Source organism: Aliikangiella litoralis, from assembly GCF_052495765.1.
Window position 1 is genome coordinate 2,276,650 of sequence record NZ_CP199292.1, and the last position, 21,683, is coordinate 2,298,332.

Here is a 21,683-nt window from a genome sequence, read left to right on the forward strand (position 1 = left end):
AATGCTAAATTGGAGCAGTCGTTTAGGTTTGATATGTTACGGGTGTTTGAATTTTTTAATAGGAATAACTCCTATTGAGATTGTTGTGGTTTGATTGTTTACTGTTCAATTACTCGTTAAGTTTCGAAACCTTGTGTGGGTTGATAAGGCGTTAAAAGTCAAAAATTTTGAAGACTCTTATGAAGAGTCATTGTTTGTGTTTTTGTAAAACACTCGAATAGATTAAGTTTTTTTTATTTCTCCTGTATTAATTAACCTCAGCTCTGGATAAGAAAAATCATCAGAGCGTCTATTTTTGCGGCTTTCAGCGTTAAGCGCCTTTGCAATAGCTCGCTATTGCGGCAGTCACTTGCCTTGATATCCACAAAAATAGCCACACTGAACTCAAGTGGAAACAGCAATTCAATTTAATTGGGTTTTAAGTCATTGAAAATAAAAATGATTCTATTAATTATTTTGAATTTCCTTATCCAGAGTTGAGGTTAATTAGAATATTGTAGAACTAAATTTTATTTCAAATAAGGTAGGAGGTCTCAATAATTTATTTAAATTAGCTTTTAGAATGATTATTTATAACTAAAAATGAGTAGGAGGGAATCGGTTAAAAAAGCAGCGAAAATATTTTTGATATTTTTTCTTATATTAAAAGTTGAATTTAACTAACTGTGTAAACTTGAGTAACAACAATGGAGTTAGCTGTAACTCCATTGTTGCCAAACTAGAGAAATTACATTTGAAGCGATTTATCAACGATTTCATAAACATCATTAGATAAATTATCTGTTGATTTTATTCTGAATAATTGCTCTTTAATTAACGCTTGACGTTTAACATCAAATTTCTTCCATTGATTAAATAGTGTAGTTAACCTTCCTGCTATTTGGGGGTTAATAGAATTAAGCTTAATAATAATATCAGCTAACAATTCATAACCAGCACCCGTAGGGTTGTGAAACTGTGTTAAGTTACCTCCAGCAAAAGAACCGATTACAGCACGTACTTTATTAGGGTTTTCAATTGAAAACTTTTCATGGTTTAATAATTCTCTGATATGTTCTATGACATCATCATTTTCGTTCAATACTTGCGCTGTAAACCATTTATCTAAGACTAGATCTTCATGGGCCCATTTTTTGTAAAAACGGTTGATATAATCCGCTTTAAATTTTTCACTAGACAGTGCTATAACTTGCAAGGCAGAAATTTCATCGGTCATGTTATTTGCATGGTTTTGTTGAGATACAGCCAGCTCAAAGTGTTGGTCTTCATTAGCTCGTAATAAATAACTGAGTGCGATATTTCGTAGCCAACGAGCTCCTGAATTATCGCCTGCTGTTGTGTTATAGGCTGAAAACCAAACATGTTCGAGTGATTGTGCAAGATATTTTTTGAGTTGTTGATGCTTGTTAATTAGTTGATCCATATTAATATTGTTTGACAAACCGATTAAACTATTTAGGCTTGGTAATTGAACGGCAAGTGCCTTAAGCGCATTATCTAAATTTTCGTCATGCAAAATGGCACTGACTGCATCAGCAATAATTTTTAATGCTGCTTCGTCTATTATTTCATTATCATTAAGCAATATTTCAGACATTAAAGTTTGTCCTGCATCCCAGCGATTGAATGAATTAGGATCAGAGGCAAAAAGTTGCGCTAATTGTGCTTGTGTGTATTTATATTCGAGTTTAATCGGTGCTGAGAAATCTCTTAGTAAAGATGGAATGACTTCTTCCTCATCACAATCTAGAATAAAAGTTTGCTCAGATTCTGTCATTACCAGAAGGGCTTCACTTGCTAAAGTTGCTCCATTCGCTTTGAACTGAATCGGTTTGCCTCGTGTGCTAAGCAATCCTACTTTAATTGGAATCATAAATGGTTTTTTTACATCTTGCCCTGGTGTTGCTGGGCATGACTGTTGGCAGTGTAGTTTGAATTGGCCAGATGCTACTTTACTGAGTGTTACTTTAACTGATGGTGTGCCAGCTTGACTATACCAGTGACGAAACAAGGTCCAGTCAACATTATTGGCATCTTCCATTGACTTAATAAAGTCTTCACAGGTGACGGCTTGTCCATCATGACGCTCAAAGTAAAGATCCATTCCTTTTCTGAAACCTTCTTCTCCAAGTAAAGTGTGCATCATGCCAATGACTTCGGCTCCTTTATTATAAACTGTAACCGTATAAAAATTGTTCATTTCTATATAAGAGTCAGGACGAATAGGGTGTGCCATTGGCCCTGAGTCTTCGGCAAATTGAGCTGCTCTGATAATTTTTACCTGATCAATTCTTTGAACTGCTTTAGATTGCATGTCTTCACTAAACTTTTGATCTCTAAATACAGTTAAACCTTCTTTGAGGCTTAATTGAAACCAATCACGACAGGTGATGCGGTTTCCTGTCCAGTTATGAAAGTATTCATGTGCAATAACTCTTTCTACCCCTTCAAAATCACTATCTGTGGCTGTTTGAGTATTAGCTAAGACATAGCGGGTATTAAAAATATTAAGTCCTTTATTTTCCATTGCTCCCATATTAAAGTCACTAACGGCGACAATCATATAAAGATCAAGATCGTATTCTCGTCCAAACTTTTGTTCATCCCACTCCATCGACTTAATCAGGCTATCCATTGCAAAACGGCATTGATCTAATTTTCCTTTATCAACAAACAACTCTAGTTTTACATTTCTGCCACTCATAGTGGTGAAATTATCTTCTAAGCAGTCAAAATCTCCTGCAACTAATGCAAATAGATAACAGGGTTTTGGGAAGGGATCATGCCACTCTACATAATGCATACCATTGTCTAAATCTCCACTGGATAGCATATTTCCATTGGAAAGTAGTTGAGGATACTGGTTTTTATTGCCTTCAATGCGAACTTTAAACTCAGACATGATTTCTGGACGATCAATGTAATAAGTGATTTTTCGGAAGCCTTCTGCTTCGCATTGAGTGCAAAACTTACCATTAGATTGATAAAGCCCTTCAAGTGAAGTGTTTTGCTGAGGGTAGATTTTGGTTAATGTTTTTAAAGTAAATTTTTCGGCTGTTTGTTTGACTATTAACCCATTATCGACTATTTCGTATTGAGTAGAATCGAGATTGGAGCCATTAACATAGATTTCCAGTAGCTCTAATTCATCGCCGTCGAGTACTAATGGGGTTAATTCTTGTGGATTTTTTCTATTTGGATTCGACTCTATGTCAATTTCAGCGGTAACTAGTACATGACTGTCAAAAAGTTGAAAAATTAAATCAGTATGCTTTATTAAGTATTGGCTAGGCTGATAATCTTTACGAAATTTTACTGTTGGTTTGGGTGACGATACCATGTCTAAATTACCTTAATTGACGTTACGGTAGACTCGAAATCTACAAAAAAAGACTAAAAAAATTGATTCGTGCAAGTGTATCAGCAGGTTAGAATTTTGGAAAGTATATGGATTAAAATTTGCTTTTGACGAGCATTTGTGTATTGTACAAAAAGCAACTAAATGTGGCTATTTTCTTTAAAATAACAGGATTTTATGGTTAAAATCGCTAAATTTTTATATACAAAAAGTCTCAATAGGCTTATCATCCACACCCAGTAAAAGTAACCGTAAGTTGTTTTAGGTTCTGCAATAATTTTATTAATTTTTGTAGGAACTCTAATTGTACTTTCGTTCCAATCAAAACGCTTGTTTTTGTTTTATAAGAATTGAGTTTTACAATTCTGTTATTTTAAGCGTTAAAAATTAAGGAGAAGTAACTTTGTCTATTGTTGCTCAATTTGAAGTGAGTTTTTATCAATATCTGGATGAAAACGGTGAACTAACATCGAAGGATGTCCCTGCCTTAGCAAAAGATTTTAAAACGCTAAAAAAATTATATCGTGATATGGCCATTGTGCGCCAAATGGATTCTAAGGCATATGCACTACAGCGTACTGGAAAAATGGGAACCTATGCAGCTGCCACAGGCCAGGAAGCAATTGGAGTTGGCTTTGGTTCAATAATGAATGCTGAAGATGTTTTAGTCCCATATTATCGTGGCCAAGCTGCAATGATTCAGCATGGAACTCGGATAGAAGAGATCCTTCTTTACTGGGGAGGAGATGAGCGGGGTTCTGATTTTCAAGCTGAGTCTGCTCGTCAAGATTTTCCAATTGCTGTTCCAATTGCTACTCAGTCTTTGCATGCTACAGGGGTTGCCAAAGCTATGCAAATAAGAGGAGAAAAACGTTGTGTTTTTACTGAAATAGGTGAAGGTGGGACTTCTCAAGGTGATTTTTATGAAGCGCTTAATTTAGCCGGAATTTGGAATTTAGGTGTGGTATTTGTTATCAACAATAATCAGTGGGCCATTTCTGTCCCAAGTGAAATTCAAACCGCTTGCCAAACTTATGCACAAAAAGCATTTGCGGCAGGCATTGATTGTGTGCAAGTTGATGGAAATGATGTTATTGCTGTTAGAGATGTCGCAGAAAAAGCGGCGGAAAAAGCTCGTAATGGTGGCGGTGCAACATTAATAGAAGCCATTACTTTAAGGCTTTGTGATCATACAACGGCTGACGATGCTAGCCGATATCGTCCTGACGGTGAGCTAGATGAAGGTTGGGCAAAAGAGCCAATGATAAGATTAAGAAAGTATCTAGAGCATAATAATCAGTGGTCAGAGAGCGATGAGCAAGCCATGCAAGCTGAAGTAGTTGAAAGTGTTCAGAAAAGTGTTGATAACTATTTAAATACACCAACCGATAAAACCGAAGCAATGTTTGACAATTTATATGCTGAGTTACCAGAAAGAACATTAGCTCAAAGAGAGCTAGCGATTGCGCGAGGAGCAAAGTAATGGCCGCTATTACATTAATTGAAGCTGTTAATTTGGCAATGGCACATGAAATGGAAGCCGATCAAGATGTCGTTGTTTTTGGAGAAGATGTAGGCCTTAATGGCGGCGTTTTTCGAGCTACGGATGGATTGCAAGCTAAGTTTGGCAAAGAGCGGGTTATTGACACGCCTTTGGCTGAAGCTATGATTGCAGGCGTTGCTATCGGTATGGCTGCACAAGGCATGAAGCCTGTTGCAGAAATGCAATTTATGGGATTTATTTTTCCAGCAGCTGATCATATTATTTCTCATTGTGCCAGAATGCGTAACCGAACTCGCGGTCGTCTCACTTTGCCATTAGTGATCAGGGCACCGTTTGGTGGTGGAATTCATGCGCCAGAGCATCACTCTGAAAGTACAGAAGCAATATTTGCTCATATACCGGGTTTGAAAGTTGTTATTCCATCAAATCCTTCACGAGCTTATGGACTAATGCTTGCTGCTATCCGTGACCCAGATCCTGTTATTTTTCTAGAACCTAAAAGGGTTTATCGGATTGAGAAACATGAAATAGAGGATAATGGTGAAGAATATCCTTTAGGCGTTTGTTTTGTAGATCGGGAAGGAACAGACATCACCCTGATTAGTTGGGGAGCTATGTTGCATGAAACCAAAATTGCCGCTGAAAAGTTGGCAGCAGAAGGAATTAGTGCAGAGGTTATTGATGTTGCGACGATTAACCCTCTTGATATTGATACTATTCTAGAGTCCGTTGAAAAAACAGGAAGAGTTTGCATTGTACAGGAAGCTCCCAAAGCAGGCGCTTTAGGCTCTGAAATTGCTGCTGAAATTGCAGAAAAAAGTATAACGAGTTTACTCGCACCCATTGGAAGAGTTTCAGGGTATGATACGGTGATGCCTTATTATCGACTTGAAAAGCAGTATATGCCTAAAGTTGAATACATCATCGAAGAAGCTAAAAGAATTGTGGAGTACCGATGAAAATATTTAATTTACCCGATTTAGGCGAAGGCTTGCCAGATGCTGAAATTGTCCGTTGGTTAGTTAAAGAAGGCGATATTGTCTCTCTTGATCAACCGATGGTGGAGATGGAAACAGCTAAGGCCGTTGTTGAGGTGCCTTCTCCATTTAATGGAACAATTACCCGTTTGCTTGGCCAGCCTGGAGATGTTATTGATGTTGGAGCTGTGCTAGTTGAATTTGATGGTGATGGGGCAAGTTCAGCTGTTAGTGAAACTAAGACAGCTGAAACACAAACTCCAAATAATGAAGCTGCCAGTAATCAAAAACAAAATGTTGCTACGGGCGAAGTCTTTAAATTGCCCGACTTAGGCGAAGGTTTACCAGATGCTGAAATTGTCCGTTGGTTAGTCGCAGAGGGAGATGCATTATCACTTGATCAGCCAATGGTTGAAATGGAAACAGCTAAAGCCGTGGTTGAGGTGCCTTCTCCACATTCTGGAGTTGTTGCTAAATTGCATGGTAAAGCTGGGGACGTCATTGAAGTGGGGGCTCCCTTAGTAACATTTGCAGGCAATAATACACCTGTAGCAGGTGAGCCTGCACAGGAGGCCGCAGCTGACTCCTCTGCAGATGCTGGAACGGTAGTGGGTGCTGTTCAAGTTGGCAATCAAGTGGTTACTGAGTCTGCCAGTGCGGTTATTAAAGCTTTGGCCAAAAAATTAAAGGTTGATTTAACGCAAGTAATTGGTACTGGAAAACAAGGTGCTATTACTCAGCAAGATGTTAAACAAGCCAAAAAAGAGGGGAAGTTGATTGGCTCAAAAGTTGTTTCAGAGAAGCCTGTAATTGCTGCTGAACGCAAAGTGGTTGAAGATGCTAATCCATTAAGTTTTAAAGCCTCTCCTGCAGTGAGAGCTTATGCCCGACGTCTTGGTGTTGCTTTATCACAATGTAAAGCGACAGGTAAGAAAGGAACAATCTCAAAATCTGATGTTGACGCTGCAATGCAGACTTCATCTGGAGTGAGTACTCCTGCAAGTAGAGCGCCTTCGGCATCACAAGGTTTGCCGAGTGTTCAGGTTAGCGTTGATCCACAAACCGTACGTGGCGTTCGTCGAGCAATGGCTATGGGAATGACAAAAGCACACGCAACCGTTGTTCCTACTACATTAATGGAAGATGCTGATATTACTGCTTGGCCTAAGCAAGATTCTTTAGCTCGCTATGTTAGAGCTTTAGTTTATGCATCTAAGATAGAGCCTGCACTTAACTGTTGGTTTGATGGCGAAAAATTTGAACGTTTAGTTCATCCTAATGTACACGTTGGCCTTGCTGTCGATTCTCCTGATGGGCTTTATGTACCTGTTATACATGATGCAGATAAGAAAAATGCGACCCAAATTCGAGAAAGGGTTCAAGAGTTGCGTGAGAAAATAGAAACAAAATCTCTTAAACAAGATGATCAGCAAGGAGCGACAATTACGTTATCGAATTATGGTTCTATCGCGGGTCGATACGGGACTCCTGTGGTATCACCTCCGCAAGTTGCAATTTTAGGCACTGGACGGTTCAGAAGTGAGTTGAAGTTAACTGCTCAAGGTATTTCACAGCGAAAAATGTTACCACTTTCATTAACATTTGATCATAGAGCGTGCACTGGTGGTGAAGCTGCACGCTTTTTGGCTGCGGTTATTGAGGACTTACAGAAACCTAATTAATTGCACAACAATTGGTATATCAAAAAGCGCCTTTAGGCGCTTTTTGCATTATTAATGCCGATTTAACATCAATTATGCATATCTAGAAAGCCAATTGTTTAATCGGCTTGAACAAAAGTAAACAAATCATAAGATAAAATTTTTATTTCGGTCTAAACTAAGAAATAAGATGTTTTAATCATAAAAAGAATAGCTATATATGAGTGATTTGCCGGCCACATTGACTTATTTTGGAAGTTTACAAAATGTTAGCCAGGTGCTTAATAAATGTGCGTTGCCATTGTATGAAGCCCACCAGCTTTGTAATCCCTTTTTACCTGATAAAAACACCTCATTAGCTTTTTCAATTCAGGATTTTTTTGACAACTCTGTTAAATATATTGCTCATGCAATACTAGGAAAAAGTGCACCTAAAGGGCAGCCCAATCACCCATTAATTAAGGCTATTATGCGGTGGCGGTTAGAAAACCGATTTAATGATGAAACAGAAATTAAAGAGGCTTTAAGTGGTTTATTGCCTGCAATGGTTGAAAAAACATTTAAAGATGCAAAAGACTGTCATCAGGCGTGGATTGATTATGTCTCGACAAAACGTGTAACCGTACTGTATGAAAAATATCAGGAATTAGCATTGTGGGAAAGAGTATTATTTCAGCATAAAGGTGCTGCGATTAAATTTAAATGCCCAGAAGGCTCTATTTTTGAACATTGCATGCCTGTTAAGTATCAAAAAAAAACGGTTAATACTGTTGAGCAAATGGATTATGTTGAGCAAATGGTGGGGGTTAAACCAGAAATAGAATTTAATCCAAAAGATATCTTGTTAGCTCAGAATTATGCTTTAAGAAACTTTAAAGAGTGGCGCTTAATTTTTGATATTAATAACACCAAAGAGCCAGTAGAAAATATTAAGTTTCCTGTAGGATTAATTCAAAGTGTTTATATTGGTGCCCTTGTCCCTGAGCCTGCTGTAGAGCAGTTGAAAAACCACTTAGCTCGTATGAATCCTAAAATTCATGTATACCAAGTTAAGTGTAAGCTAAATGAGTATGAATTGGACTTTGAAAAAATCAGTGAACATGTTGAGGAAACCACTGAGTCAACTGAAACAGGTTAGCCTTACCTTCTCTCTTTATTTTAACTGTCTATATAGTAAAGTTATTTGTTCTTTTTATTTCGTCATTTTATTTTTATTCTTGTGTTATGAAACCTTATTTCGTTTTTTTGTTGTCATTCATTTTTAATGAATAATTTGTTTTAAAAAATTTAATTAAAACCAATTTTTCTCTTTGTATAAATATGAACGCGTTCATTATGACTACCTATAGCTTATAACAATCAACTTTCTTTTAATTTTATTTTGTTGCCGTTAAAAAAAATAAAAAAATTTATTTTTTGTTATATTAGGTGACAGCGTTGTCATTTTAATTTTGTGGTTAATGTCATAATTCATATATGTCCCATCAAAATTTTTGTATCAGAAAACAGGTTCAACCATTTAGGAGAATAATTACAATGATTAATACCAATAAGCGGAATACTTTTCATAAAAAAGTATTGTTGCTCATGGCAAGCACTTTGTTTGCTGGAGCTAACCAGTCATTAATGGCTCATGGCACAATTACTTCGCCAGCGAGTAGAATATACAACTGTTACCAAGAAAACCCAGAAAATCCTTCATCAGAAGCTTGTAAAGCGGCAGCGGCTGCAACTGGTTCGCAAGGTTTTTATGATTGGAATGGGGTTAGACAAGGCAATGCTAATGATAACCATCGTGCAGTGATTAAAGATGGTGAGTTATGTAGTGGTGGTGATCCTGATTACTTTGGTGGCTTGGACTTAGCTCGAACTGATTGGGTTGCTGCTAGTGTCAGTGCTGGTGATTATACATTTACCTGGACTAATACGGCTCCTCATGCAACGGCCTATGTTGATTATTATATTACTCGAGAAGGCTACGATCTCACTATGCCTTTACACTGGAATAATTTAGAGTTTGTTTGTCGCAATGCGGCTAGTGGGCCAGAAACTAGTTCTTCACATACCTGTAAATTACCTGAAAGAACAGGTAAGCACATTGTTTATAGTGTTTGGCAACGTTCAGATAGTCCTGAAGCTTTCTATGCTTGTGTTGATGTAAGCTATGGTGGAACAACGCCACCTGATGGCAATAAGTCGCCTGTCGCTAAAGTTAATGGACCATACAAGTCTGATTTAGGGAATTCTATTGCATTCAGTAGCAAAGGTTCGTCAGATCCTGACGGAAGTATTGTTAGTTATCAATGGAAATTTGGGGATGGCAATACTAGTAGTCAAGAGAGTCCTGCGCATACTTATTCAGCAGTGGGTACATTTAATGTGAGTTTAACCGTAACAGATAATGAAGGTAAATCACATACTGCTAGCACAACTGCTGAAGTAAAAGATGTTAGTAATCCTGGTAGTTGTTCTGAGCCTCAATATGTTGCAGGTACTAAGTATAACACTGGTGATTTTGTACAAAATGTGAATAAAAAGTTCCGCTGTAAAGTGGGGGGCTGGTGTTCTTCTTCCGCAGCTTGGGCTTATGAACCAGGTGTTGGCATGCATTGGGAATTAGCTTGGACAGAAGAAGGCAACTGTACTGGCGGTGATCCGAATAAAGCACCAACAGCTAAAGTTAATGGACCTTATAAAGCTCAAGTTAATAATGCAATTAACTTTAGTAGTGTTGGTTCAAATGATCCTGATGGTTCTATCATTAAGTACCTTTGGGATTTTGGAGATGGTAAAACTTCTACTCAAGCAAATCCATCGCATGTTTATACTGCAGCAGGTAGTTACTCTGTATCTTTAGTTGTTACAGATGATAAAAATGCTGAAGATACTGCGATTACTACGGCAACAATTACCGATAGCACTGACAATCAACCGCCTGTAGCTAAGGCCAATGGACCCTATCAAGCGGTATTAGGTAACTCTATTCAATTTAGCAGCAATGGTTCAAACGATCCTGATGGTTCAATTGCTCAATATCTATGGGATTTTGGTGATGGTAATACAAGCACAGTTTCTCAACCAAAACATACTTATAGCAGACTTGGAAATTATACTGTGACATTAACCGTCACTGATAACAAAGGGGCAACAGGTCGCAGTGAAACAACTGCTAGAGTGACAGAAAAACCAACGAACAGCGATAAGATTGTTTTAGGTTATTTTGTGCAGTGGGGCGTTTATGGTCGTAATTATCATGTCAAAAATATTAAAACCAGCGGTTCAGCTGATAAGTTGACTCACATTAACTACGCATTTGGTAATGTCACAGGTGGTCAATGTGTTGGTGGTGATAACTATGCCGATTTTGAAAAGTCTTATACCGCAGCGCAAAGTGTTGATGGTGTTGCTGACAAGTGGGACGATCCTCTGAGAGGTAGTTTTAACCAGCTAAGAAAACTAAAACAAATGTACCCTCATATTAAAATTCTTTGGTCATTTGGTGGTTGGACTTGGTCTGGTGGTTTTGGTGAAGCCGCTAAGAACCCTAAAGCTTTTGCTGAATCTTGTTATAACTTAGTACATGATCCACGATGGGAAGGTTTGTTTGATGGTATTGATATTGATTGGGAATATCCTAATGCTTGTGGTTTAAGTTGTGATACCAGTGGTCCTAAAGCCTTTACTAAACTGATATCTGCATTAAGAACTCGATTTGGAAATGAGCTGGTAACAGCCGCTGTACCAGCGGGTGAGCCCAAAATTAATGCGACTGAGTACGGTGTTGCTTCACAATACCTAGATTGGTATAACGTGATGACCTATGACTTATTTGGTGCATGGGACAAAAAAGGGCCTACTGCACCGCATTCTCCGCTTACTGAATATGCGGGCATTCCAATCAAAGAAAATAACACAAAACATGCCATTAATGTTTATCTTAATCAAGGTGTTCCAGCGAATAAAATATTAGTTGGTATTGGTTTCTACGGAAGAGGTTGGACTGGTGTTACTCAATCAAAACCAGGAGGTTCTGCGACAGGGCCTGCGACAGGTTCGTATGAAGCTGGCATCGAAGACTATAAAGTTTTGAAAAATACTTGCCCGGCGACAGGAAAAGTGGCTGGTACTTCATTTGCTAAATGTGGTAATAACTGGTGGAGTTATGATACGCCATCTGATATTGCTGGCAAAATGAACTATGTTAAAACTGATAATCTCGGTGGTGCATTTTTCTGGGAGCTAAGTGGTGATACCAGTGATGGTGAGCTGATTAAAGCAATGAAAAATAATTTATAAAAGTTCTGCCCAACAACACTTCAGCTTCACTGGAGTGTTGTTGGCTCTCCCCTAAAACTCAGGTTCAGCTTTTCTCAAAAATACAAAAGCCATAGTTTTGCCATATTTCACCAATTTTTCTGACATTTTTTACCAATAAGCTATAAACTTCGATTAACTTTCCAAAATATAACTTTCGATAAAAGTAGTAGCTAATCAATTAAGGGTTAAATATGAAGATTTGGTGGAGTTTAGTAATTGTTTTTTTGACTTTAGGGATGTTTGCATGTGAGCAGTCATTGGAAGACAAAGGCAAAGCAAGTAAAAAGAGTAGTCAAAGTGAAGTAAAAGCAACTCATTCTAAAGATAATGAATCCTTCGATCTCATTAAACAGCAAGAGGCATTTAAACTGACATCTTTTGAGGTGTTAGATGTTAGTGAGAGTGAGTATGATAAGATGCCTGCATTATCAGCATCTTTTTCGGTTCCTTTAGATTCGCGAGTAGACTTCAATCAATTTCTTAAAGTGTTCGATAAAAATCAACAGCAAGTTTCTGGCGGTTGGGTTTTAAATCAGAGCCAGACACGTATCTACTTTACTAATATTCAACCAATTCAAACCTACCAGGTTGTCATTGAGCGATCGATAGCTTCAATTACTAATCAACGTTTACCCAAAAAAGTGGTTAAAAAAATCACAACATCTCAACTCAATGAGCAAGTTCGTTTTTTAAATAAAGGTCGTATATTACCCAGAGAATTGACCAATGGCTTAGCCGTTGAGTCTGTTAATATTAAGCAAGTTGATATTAATTTTCATCGGGTAAACACAGAACAGGTTGGTCGAGTATTAAGTGATGGTTTATATGGTTATTCTTATTATGAGAGAAATATCGCTGAATATGCTGAGCTCGTTTATACCGCTAGATATTCTTTAGATTTTTTCCCCAATAAAAGGTTAACCACCAATTTAGCTGTACATAAAGTTAAGGAATTACAATCATCTGGCTTATATATTGCGGTAATGAAACCAGCGGGAACTTATCCTTATGAACATTCGATAACCAGCTTTTATGTATCAGATTTAGCTCTACATGTTACCTCGTTCGAAAAGTCGGTGGCGGTTCAAGCACTTAAAATAAGTGATGGAACGATTGAAAAAAATGTTTCTATTGAAGTTTTATCTGCCAAAGGAGAGCGTTTGAGTGAGGATAAAACCGATGATAAGGGACGTTATGATCTTGCTAGTTGGGAACATCACTCTGTAATTATTGGTCGAAAAAATGACGACTTTGCAGTAATTTCTTTAGCAACACCTGCTTTAGATTTGTCTGAGCAATTAACCCATACACGCAAACAGAATGACCAAGAGTTATTCCTTTATGGACCTAGAGATCTTTATCGGCCCGGAGAAACCGTACATATTAATGGGTTACTGAGAGGGGGCGATGGCCAAATGATTGCTTCAGTACCATTAGAAGTGAGTTTAATCAGGCCTGATAGCCGGGTTGCAAAGCAATTTAGTTGGCACCCTGAACAAGAGGGATTTTACACAAAAGCGCTTCACTTCGGAAAAAATGAAGCAACAGGTGAGTGGCGTTTTCAAGTAAAATATCCAAGTGGTAATCATTTTGAATACCTATTTTCGATAGAAGAGTTTTTACCTGAAACGATGAAGTTAGCGTTGAGTACTTCTGCAGAAAAAATGATTGATACTCGCCAAGATTTAACCATAAAAGCTCAGGGAGATTATTTATATGGCGCACCCGCTGCTGGCAATCGAGTTGCTGCTAATATTAAAGTTAAGCCAATACACTTTCCATTTGAAAAATTAAAAGATTATTATTTTGGTATTCACTCTGCTCGTGATATGAGTAAAAGTGCTGATTTAGATGATCAAAAGCTAGACGACAGTGGCCAGGCCAATTGGATGTTGCCTAACTTATGGCAAAGTGTTAAAAGTCCAACTCAAATAGTTTTTGAAGCTAGTTTGTTTGAGTCTGGTGGACGTCCTGTTACTCGTCGCCTTAAGCAATTAGTTTGGCCTAAAGGAAACCATATTGGCTTACGCAAGTTTTATCAAACAAATTTTATTCAGCCTTATCAAAATGTAGAGTTTGAAATAATTAATGCAGATGCTCAAGGTGAATTACATCCGTTGGGACTGTTAGAAGTCAGTTTAATTCGCGAAAACTCGCGTTACTTCTGGCGTTCTAATCAGAGTGGTTGGGATTATTCTGAAAACAAGCATCATAAAAAAGTTTATTCAAGAACACTCAATGAATCAGGTTTGCGTACCACCTTAAGTTTGCCTGTTGAATATGGAACCTACCGAGTAGAAGTTCGTGATTCAGCGGGTGTTCTTAAAAATAGTTACTCTTTCTTTTCTGGCTGGTCATGGGATGAAAGTGGTGAGGGTAGTGTTAAAGGAGCAAGACCTGATATTGTCAGAGTTTTATTTGATAAAGAAGCTTATAAAGCTGGCGAAATGGCAAAAGTAAAATTAATTTCTCCGCATAAAGGTAAAGCTTTAATCAGAGTGGAAGCTCATCAAGTATTGTGGGAATCGCAAATTGAATTAGACCAATTAGAAAGTGAAGTTGATATACCTGTTTCTAATGAGTGGGAAAGACATGATATTTATGTTAGTGCTTTAGTTGTTGCACAAAGTGAAGAAGCTGATCAACAAAAAACACTACCTAAAAGGGCACTTGGTATTGCTCCGTTAAGACTCAATCGTAGCAATAGGAAATTTCAACTATCAATCAATGCTCCCCAAATCACAGAACCAGAGCAAACGGTTTCTATTGAAGTGGTGGCATCTGGACATAAAAATAAAGCGGTATTTGTAACACTGGCGGCAGTTGATACTGGTGTACTTAGTTTAACCAATTATCAAACGCCAGATGCCCATCAATGGTTTTATGGACAAAGAAGCTATTCTGCTGAAGTGAGAGATAGTTTTTCTCAGTTAATCAAAAATAGAGAAGGTCAGCTGGGAGTTTTAAAGTTTGGTGGGGATGCTGAATTAACTCGCGGTGGTGAACAACCCAATACGGATGTGCAAATTGTTTCAATATTTTCTGATGTAGTAAAACTCAATCAAAATGGTAAGGCACAAATTCCACTCGCTTTACCACGTTTTAATGGCGAGTTAAGATTAATGGCTTTGGCTTTTTCTCAGGACACATTTGCTCATCAAGAAGAAAGTATGACTGTAAGAGCACCTATTGTTGCTGAAATTTCAAAACCTAGATTTTTAGCATCAAATGATCAGAGTCAATTTGGGTTTGATTTACAGAATATGTCTGGCGCTGAAAAAGTAATGCAAGCAAAGCTTAGTATTGGTGGTGCATTTAAAACTCAAACATTTAAACTTGATACAACACTAAAAGATAAAGAAAAGTTTTCACAGGTTTTTAATTTAAATGCAGAAAAAATTGGTAAAGGTCGTATTCATTTATCTTTGTTGAATGAGCAACAGATTGAAATTTTAAATCGTGAGTGGTTTATTGATGTGAGAGCTGCTTATCCAGCAGAATTTAAACGAAAAAGAGTGTATCTGAAAAAAGATGAAAGTTTTCAGTTAAAACCGGCTTGGATTGAAGAATTTAAAGCCGTTTCTTTACAGGCGAAAGCTGAGTTTTCAGTAAACCCGCCAATATCAATCAGTGCTCATTTGGATGGTTTGTTTACTTATCCTTATGGCTGTTTAGAGCAAACGTCAAGCCGTGCTTGGCCATTATTAGATACTAATATTCATCATATAAATGCAACGTTAAGTGAGCATGCAAAACAGGTTCTTGCTGATAAAAACAAACATATAGATAGTGCAATCCAACGAGTGAGTGGTATGCAGCGTAGCGATGGCAGCTTTGGTTTATGGAGTAATCAAAGTGAGGAAACTCAGTGGTTAACAGTTTATGCGCTAGATTTTTTAATGGCCGCTAAAAATTCAGGTTATTCTGTTCCTGAATCGGTTATTAAGCAAGCTGTAGAACGAGTTCGCTGGTATGTTAAAAATACACGGATAAGTTATAGTGAACGTTTACATTACTCTCAAGATCCTAAACATTATGCAATTGCTTTTCGAGCCTATGCCGCTTATTTATTATCTCAATTAAAATTAATTAATTTAGCCACATTAAAGCAATTAAACAATCAGCTAGGAGCTGCTCCTAAGTCGCCTTTACCTTTTGCTCATTTAGCGGCCGCTTTTGAAAGTTTAGGGGATTCAAAAAATTCTAAACAATTATGGAAAAAAGCATTAAGCTTTAAAAGCTATTCCCTTAACTATACTGGCGATTATGGTACTGAGCTAAGAGATTTAACTTGGACAATGTTGTTAGCGCAAAATAGTCAGTATCAACTCGATTATCAACCTCTTATTTTTTCAATTGATGAAGCTTTATTAAGTAAAAACTGGTTTAGCACGCAAGAAAGGCTTATGTTGTTTCGTTTAGCATCAAACTTGAATAATAGTAGTGCTAAAAAGTGGCAGTTGAAACTATCATCGGTTAATGATGATGTGGTTTTATCTGACAATAAAAAAATGAGCTATGTCTTATCAGCTAAAGACTTTACTGATGAAAAAAAACTGACTTTGATAGACGGTGAAGCATTATATATCGATATGCAAGCCATCGGCACTCCCAAAAAACAACCTCAAGGTAAATCGGAAGGAGTAACTGTAAGAAAGAAATACTTTGATACTAACGGGAAAAAACTAAACTTTAAGCAAGTGAAAGCTGGTGATTATGTGTTGGTTAAACTGGATATCAGTGCGTCGGAAAAAATGCCAGATGCATTACTTGTTGATTTGTTGCCAGCAGGTTTTGAAATAGAAAATCCCGCGTTAGAGTATTCTTATGATTTTTCTGAAGTTGTTATTGAAGGGTATCCGGTTAGGCAATGGATGAGCAATGCTATTATCAAACATCAAGAGTACCGAGATGATCGCTTTGTTGCTGCGCTGTCTGTAAGTCGTCGAGGTTGGGCTAATTTATTTTATTTAATGAGAGCTGTTACGCCTGGTACTTATCAAGTCCCTCCAACAATTGTTGAGGACATGTATCGACCTCAATATAGAAGTTTGGGTAGCCCCGTAAAGCCTGTTAAGGTCATTGCACGTTAATTACTAAGTCATGGTAAAAGCACTACTCAGACTTTTTTTATTTGTCGCTCTAAATGTTAGTTTGGGATTTTGTGCATTTAAATTGTTTGATGTGTTTTTCCCTGTACTTAAAGCCGAAGATAGCAGAACTTTTTCTCAAGTGGTGGTTGATAAAAATGGGCGGCCACTGAGAGCTTTTGCCGATCAAAAAGGCGTGTGGCGTTATCCTACCGATTTACATCAAGTCTCTCCTTATTATTTACAGGCTCTTATTAATTATGAAGATAAACAATTTTGGCAACATGGCGGTATTAATCCATTCTCACTATTAAGGGCAGCTTTTCAGTTTATTCGTTATGGTCGAGCCATTTCTGGTGGTTCGACTTTAACGATGCAAGTCGCTCGAATTTTAGAGCCACATAAAAAAAGTATTAGTGGAAAGTTATGGCAAATGATACGAGCTTTCCAGTTGGAGTATCATTATTCTAAAGAAGAGATACTTAATTTATATTTAAACTTTGCACCTTTTGGTGGGCCAGTAGAAGGAATTGAAGCGGCTACTTATACTTACCTTGGAAAATCTGCATTGCATTTAAGTTTATCTGAATCTGCATTAATGGCTGTTTTACCTCAGTCTCCCAGCCGTTTACGACCTGATCGTTACTTTGAACGAGCACAAAAAGCACGCAATAAAGTTTTAAAACGAATGCTATCTTATGGTGTTTGGCAAGCCGCTGATATAACTGACGCAATGCAAGAGCCAGTTATTGCACAGTTTAATAGTCGTCCAATGTATGCTCCATTGTTGGCGCGTTATTTAGTTAACAAAAATCCGCAAAGTCACATTCTACATTCGACGATTGATTTAGAAATTCAATTAACTTTATCTGATTTAGTTAAAAATTATGCTGCTCAATTTTCTGAAAGTACCTCAGCTTCAGCTTTGGTTATGAATAATCAAAATTTAGAGGTTGTCGCTTATGTCGGTGCTGCGGATTTTGCTAATACAAAAAGATTTGGTCATATTGATATGAATAGAGCTGTTCGCTCTCCAGGCTCAACTTTAAAGCCTTTTATTTATGCAATGGCTATGGATAAAAACTTAATTCATTCTCAATCAATGCTACAAGATATTCCATTACAGTTTGCAGACTATAGCCCGGAAAACTTCACAAAAAAATTTATGGGACCCGTTAGTGTTTCAAACGCGTTGCAAACTAGTTTAAATATCCCGGCGGTTCAAGTTCTTAACCATTTAGGTACAGAACAGTTTTCATCTCAGTTAGAAAATGCAGGATTAAAACTGTTTTTACCAAAAGGAACTAAACCATCATTATCTTTGGCATTGGGTGGAGTCGGTGTGCGGTTAATTGATTTGGTTATGGTATATAGAGGTCTAACGAACCAAGGTTTGGCGGGCAAACCGCGTTATTTAAAAAATGAACCTGTAGTTGAACGTTATTTGGTATCTCCTGAAGCAGCTTGGATTATTAGTGAAATACTAGCAGACATTCCTTTGACGGCTAGGCAAAAAAGCCCTTATTTAAAACAAAGTAAAATTTGGTTAGCGCATAAAACAGGTACGAGTTATGGATATCGTGATGCTTGGATGATTGCAGCAACAGCAACACACACAATTGCTGTTTGGGTTGGTAAACCTGATGGTACTCCATCTCCAGGAGAGTTTGGACGTAAAACTGCGGCGCCTTTAGTTAAAAGAATTCTTAATTTATTACCACAACAAAACAAGTATAAGCGAGTAATGCCAGAAAGAGTAACTTCAAAAAATATTTGTTGGCCACTGGGTTTAACCGAAGAAAATACTCAGCAACAACACTGTCACCAAAAGTTTTCGGCCTATTTAATTGATGATGTAGCTCCTGCAACTTTGCAGGAGAATAATAATATTGAAGCTAACCCAGTAAGGATTCATTTAACTGAGGCTGATCAATTAAGAAGTTTAAATGCTTGTTACACAGGCAAAACAAAATCAGTTTCAATTGCACTGTGGCCGACTCAATTAGAATATTGGTTGCCAGAAAAATTTCATCGTAAACAGCTTATACCAGCTTATACACCTAGCTGTTTAAAATCATTGAACCTAACTCAAGATTTAGTGATTACCGGTATAAAAGATAAGAGCCAAATTATTCAACCGGGTGAACTCAATAAAGCTTTAGCCTTAAATTTGTCAGTTATGGCAAATAGAAGTCAATTAACCTGGCTGATTAATGGTGAGCTAAAAGGAAAGACTAAACAAGGGGAATCTTTTTTAATTGAGAATTTAACAAAAGGAAATTATCGAGTATTTGTTTATAACCAACAAGGGCAAAAAGGTGAGCTAGCGTTTGAGGTTTTGTAAGGTTGATAGAGTCGAACGTTTTCGATTTTATCAAGATATCAAAAGTACAGTATTCAAAAAAGGGCAGCCGATAAAGGCTGCCAAACGTTTCCCTGTTACTACAAGGTACCAAGATGAAACGGAGAACTTGTTGTTATATTTTTTTAACAGTTAATATTAGCAATTACTCACTAATGACCAGTAACCATAACCAGAAGTCGGAGGGTAGTAATACACATTGTAAAGTGCTTTATAACGCTTACCTTGGTAAGTTACTTCTTGTCCTGCATAGTAGTAAGTAGATCGGTTCCAGCTTGGAATACCTTGGCAATTGTTGTTGGAGCTTCCTAACTTTCCAACAATTGATGCACCAGAGTAAGTTGAGTAAGCATGTACCATGATATGGTAAGTGCCTGCAGAACTTAAAGTACAAGTTTCGTTATTACCATTTTTCCAAGGTCGGCAATCATAGACTCTTTCTGTCGGGGCTGAGCCTTTTTTAACGTATAAGTCTACATCACCATTTCCACCTGAAGTTGTGATAGTACCTGTTTTGCCTGAAGGAACAACAAAAGTGAAGTAATCTTTGTCGCCTTTATTACCTTCAATTGAAACGGGTTGATTATTAGTTAATTCACCTGGAACTGGATCACCATCTATCGTATAACTTCCAGATAAGGTTAAGCCTGAATAGTTAGAATAAGCTTTCACTCTAACAAAATATTGACCAGAGCTTTCTAATGGACAGCTTTCATTATTATTTCCACCATTTGAACGGCAGTCATATGAAGAATCGGTAGGTTTAGAACCTTTTTTAACAAAAAGATCTGCATCACCAGAGCCACCTGATGTTTTTACTAGTATATCCGTTGCACCTGCTGGAACACTGAAAGTAAAGAACATTTGTCCACCCGCTGAATCAGATAAACCTGAAATAGGAGTACCGTTTTTTAATTGATCTGGATCTGGGTCTGGATCAATAACACCATCTACTCTAAGCAATAGGTTTGGAGAACCTGAGGTATCAGATATCGCACCTGAGGTTGCTGAACCTAATAGTGCTTGTGTAGTTTGTGATGGTGTTGCATTAGGATTGTCTTGTAAATAAAGAGCGGCTGCACCAGCAACATGTGGTGATGCCATTGATGTTCCACCCATAGTACTAGAGCCATTGTTATTACTGTATGAAGCTGACACAATGTTAGAACCTGGTGCAAAAATATCTACACAAGAGCCATAGTTTGACCCCCACCCATCGGTACTTGGGCTTACTCGATAATCATTTCTGGTTGATGCTGCAACAGTGATTGCGCTGCTTTCGCCTGCAGGTGAGTAGTTACACGCGTTAGAGTTATCATTACCTGCTGCAACAACTGTGACAACGCCAGAATTAACCAAGTTTCGTGTGGCTGTATTGACAGAACTATTGCTACCACCACCTATACTCATATTGGCAACAGCAGGATGTTGTGCATTTTGTGCAACCCATTCCAGGCCATCGATAATACCTGACCATGCACCTGTACCGTCACAACCAAGTACTCTTACTCCATGTACGGTTGCTTTTTTAGCAACACCGTATTTTGTACCTACCGCAGTACCGGCAACGTGAGTTCCATGACCGCTACAGTCTTGGGGGGAGTTGTCACCATCAATAAAATCGGAGCCATTACCAACACGTCCAGTAAAATCTGAGTGGTTTGCATTAATACCAGTATCGATGATATAAACATGTACACCGCTTCCATCGTTGTCATAAGCATATTTATCATCTAGTGGTAAGCTAGCTTGGTCTACTCGATCAAGTCCCCATGATGGTGGATTATATTGAGTGCCGTTGATTGATACAGTGCGGTCAGCTTCAATGTAATCAACTAATGGGTTATCGCGTAGTTTTTCTATTTGGTCTACACTGGCTTTAATGGACATACCTAGCAGCGTGCTTGAATATTGACTTTTTACTTTAATTCCAGCATTTCTTTGTGCATTTTGTGCGGCAGACGATACAAATTCGGCTTTTGAAGAAGAAAGCGCTAGTGCGCTTGAGTTTTCTTTGAACACGACTATGTATTGATCTTCAATGCGATCGGGTGCGTTCATTGAGTGAAGAGGGGCTTTGGCCATTATAGCTGTAGAGCCTAAAATCCCTGCGACACCAACAGCGGCTGGAAGAAGTTTCCATAGTGTCTTATTACTGCTTTTTGTCATTTTGTTTATCCTCTAATTAAATTTAAGAGTAGTTACTTTGGGTTTTGAGCAGTATTGCGTGCTCCTTTTCTATTCTTCTTAAATCACCACAGAAAAGCGGTCATGTATGTGCAAAATGACGCCAAAAAAGACAGAATCTTATAAAAATCGGTCAAAATGTCTGAATATTGGATGTATTATTCAATATTCAGACATATTTTGATTAAATAATGACATCTGATCTAAAATGAAAAAGTGTGAATATT

General features: G+C 37.7%; 9 protein-coding genes. 7 read left to right on the forward strand and 2 right to left on the reverse strand.

The annotated features are described in order from the left end of the window. Positions 1-727: 727 nt before the first annotated feature. A complete protein-coding gene (gene pepN, locus ACT5E3_RS09455) occupies positions 728-3,340 on the reverse strand; it encodes an aminopeptidase N (protein WP_444998058.1) in 2,613 nt (870 codons plus the stop codon). A 421-nt stretch (positions 3,341-3,761) separates the two neighbouring features. On the opposite strand from pepN, the gene pdhA reads away from it, so the two are divergent. The 7 genes from pdhA to pbpC all read left to right on the forward strand — a co-directional run bounded on the left by pdhA (position 3,762) and on the right by pbpC (position 19,251). Then, positions 3,762-4,841, forward strand: coding sequence for a pyruvate dehydrogenase (acetyl-transferring) E1 component subunit alpha (pdhA, locus tag ACT5E3_RS09460; RefSeq protein WP_444998059.1), 1,080 nt, complete (start codon positions 3,762-3,764; stop codon positions 4,839-4,841). Next, entirely contained in the window at positions 4,841-5,821 is a 981-nt protein-coding gene (locus tag ACT5E3_RS09465; protein WP_444998060.1) for an alpha-ketoacid dehydrogenase subunit beta, read from the forward strand. The genes pdhA and ACT5E3_RS09465 overlap by 1 nt, the downstream gene beginning before the upstream one ends. Continuing rightward, positions 5,818-7,521, forward strand: a complete 1,704-nt coding sequence (locus tag ACT5E3_RS09470; RefSeq protein ID WP_444998061.1) for a 2-oxo acid dehydrogenase subunit E2 — start codon at positions 5,818-5,820, stop codon at positions 7,519-7,521. The genes ACT5E3_RS09465 and ACT5E3_RS09470 overlap by 4 nt, the downstream gene beginning before the upstream one ends. A 199-nt stretch (positions 7,522-7,720) precedes the next feature. Next, on the forward strand, positions 7,721-8,638 hold the full coding sequence (locus tag ACT5E3_RS09475; RefSeq protein WP_444998062.1) for a hypothetical protein: 918 nt from the start codon (positions 7,721-7,723) through the stop codon (positions 8,636-8,638). Between the two features lie 398 nt (positions 8,639-9,036). Beyond that, on the forward strand, positions 9,037-11,796 hold the full coding sequence (locus ACT5E3_RS09480) for a glycosyl hydrolase family 18 protein (RefSeq protein ID WP_444998063.1): 2,760 nt from the start codon (positions 9,037-9,039) through the stop codon (positions 11,794-11,796). Between the two features lie 212 nt (positions 11,797-12,008). Then, positions 12,009-16,910 carry an alpha-2-macroglobulin family protein gene (locus tag ACT5E3_RS09485; protein ID WP_444998064.1) on the forward strand — a complete coding sequence of 1,634 codons (4,902 nt, stop codon included), beginning with the start codon at positions 12,009-12,011 and terminating at the stop codon, positions 16,908-16,910. A gap of 10 nt (positions 16,911-16,920) precedes the next feature. Then, positions 16,921-19,251, forward strand: coding sequence for a penicillin-binding protein 1C (gene pbpC, locus ACT5E3_RS09490; protein ID WP_444998065.1), 2,331 nt, complete (start codon positions 16,921-16,923; stop codon positions 19,249-19,251). A gap of 156 nt (positions 19,252-19,407) precedes the next feature. Here pbpC and ACT5E3_RS09495 read toward each other — a convergent pair whose 3' ends face one another. After that, a complete protein-coding gene (locus ACT5E3_RS09495; RefSeq protein WP_444998066.1) occupies positions 19,408-21,438 on the reverse strand; it encodes a S8 family serine peptidase in 2,031 nt (676 codons plus the stop codon). Between the last annotated feature and the right edge of the window lie 245 nt (positions 21,439-21,683).

Excerpts from the sequence above, each read along its gene's own strand:
- pepN (WP_444998058.1), bottom strand. The coding sequence starts at position 3,340 with ATGGTATCGTCACCCAAACCAACAGTAAAATTTCGTAAAGATTATCAG.
- ACT5E3_RS09465 (WP_444998060.1), top strand. The coding sequence starts at position 4,841 with ATGGCCGCTATTACATTAATTGAAGCTGTTAATTTGGCAATGGCACAT.
- ACT5E3_RS09470 (WP_444998061.1), top strand. The coding sequence starts at position 5,818 with ATGAAAATATTTAATTTACCCGATTTAGGCGAAGGCTTGCCAGATGCT.
- ACT5E3_RS09475 (WP_444998062.1), top strand. The coding sequence starts at position 7,721 with ATGAGTGATTTGCCGGCCACATTGACTTATTTTGGAAGTTTACAAAAT.
- ACT5E3_RS09480 (WP_444998063.1), top strand. The coding sequence starts at position 9,037 with ATGATTAATACCAATAAGCGGAATACTTTTCATAAAAAAGTATTGTTG.
- ACT5E3_RS09485 (WP_444998064.1), top strand. The coding sequence starts at position 12,009 with ATGAAGATTTGGTGGAGTTTAGTAATTGTTTTTTTGACTTTAGGGATG.
- pbpC (WP_444998065.1), top strand. The coding sequence starts at position 16,921 with ATGGTAAAAGCACTACTCAGACTTTTTTTATTTGTCGCTCTAAATGTT.
- ACT5E3_RS09495 (WP_444998066.1), bottom strand. The coding sequence starts at position 21,438 with ATGACAAAAAGCAGTAATAAGACACTATGGAAACTTCTTCCAGCCGCT.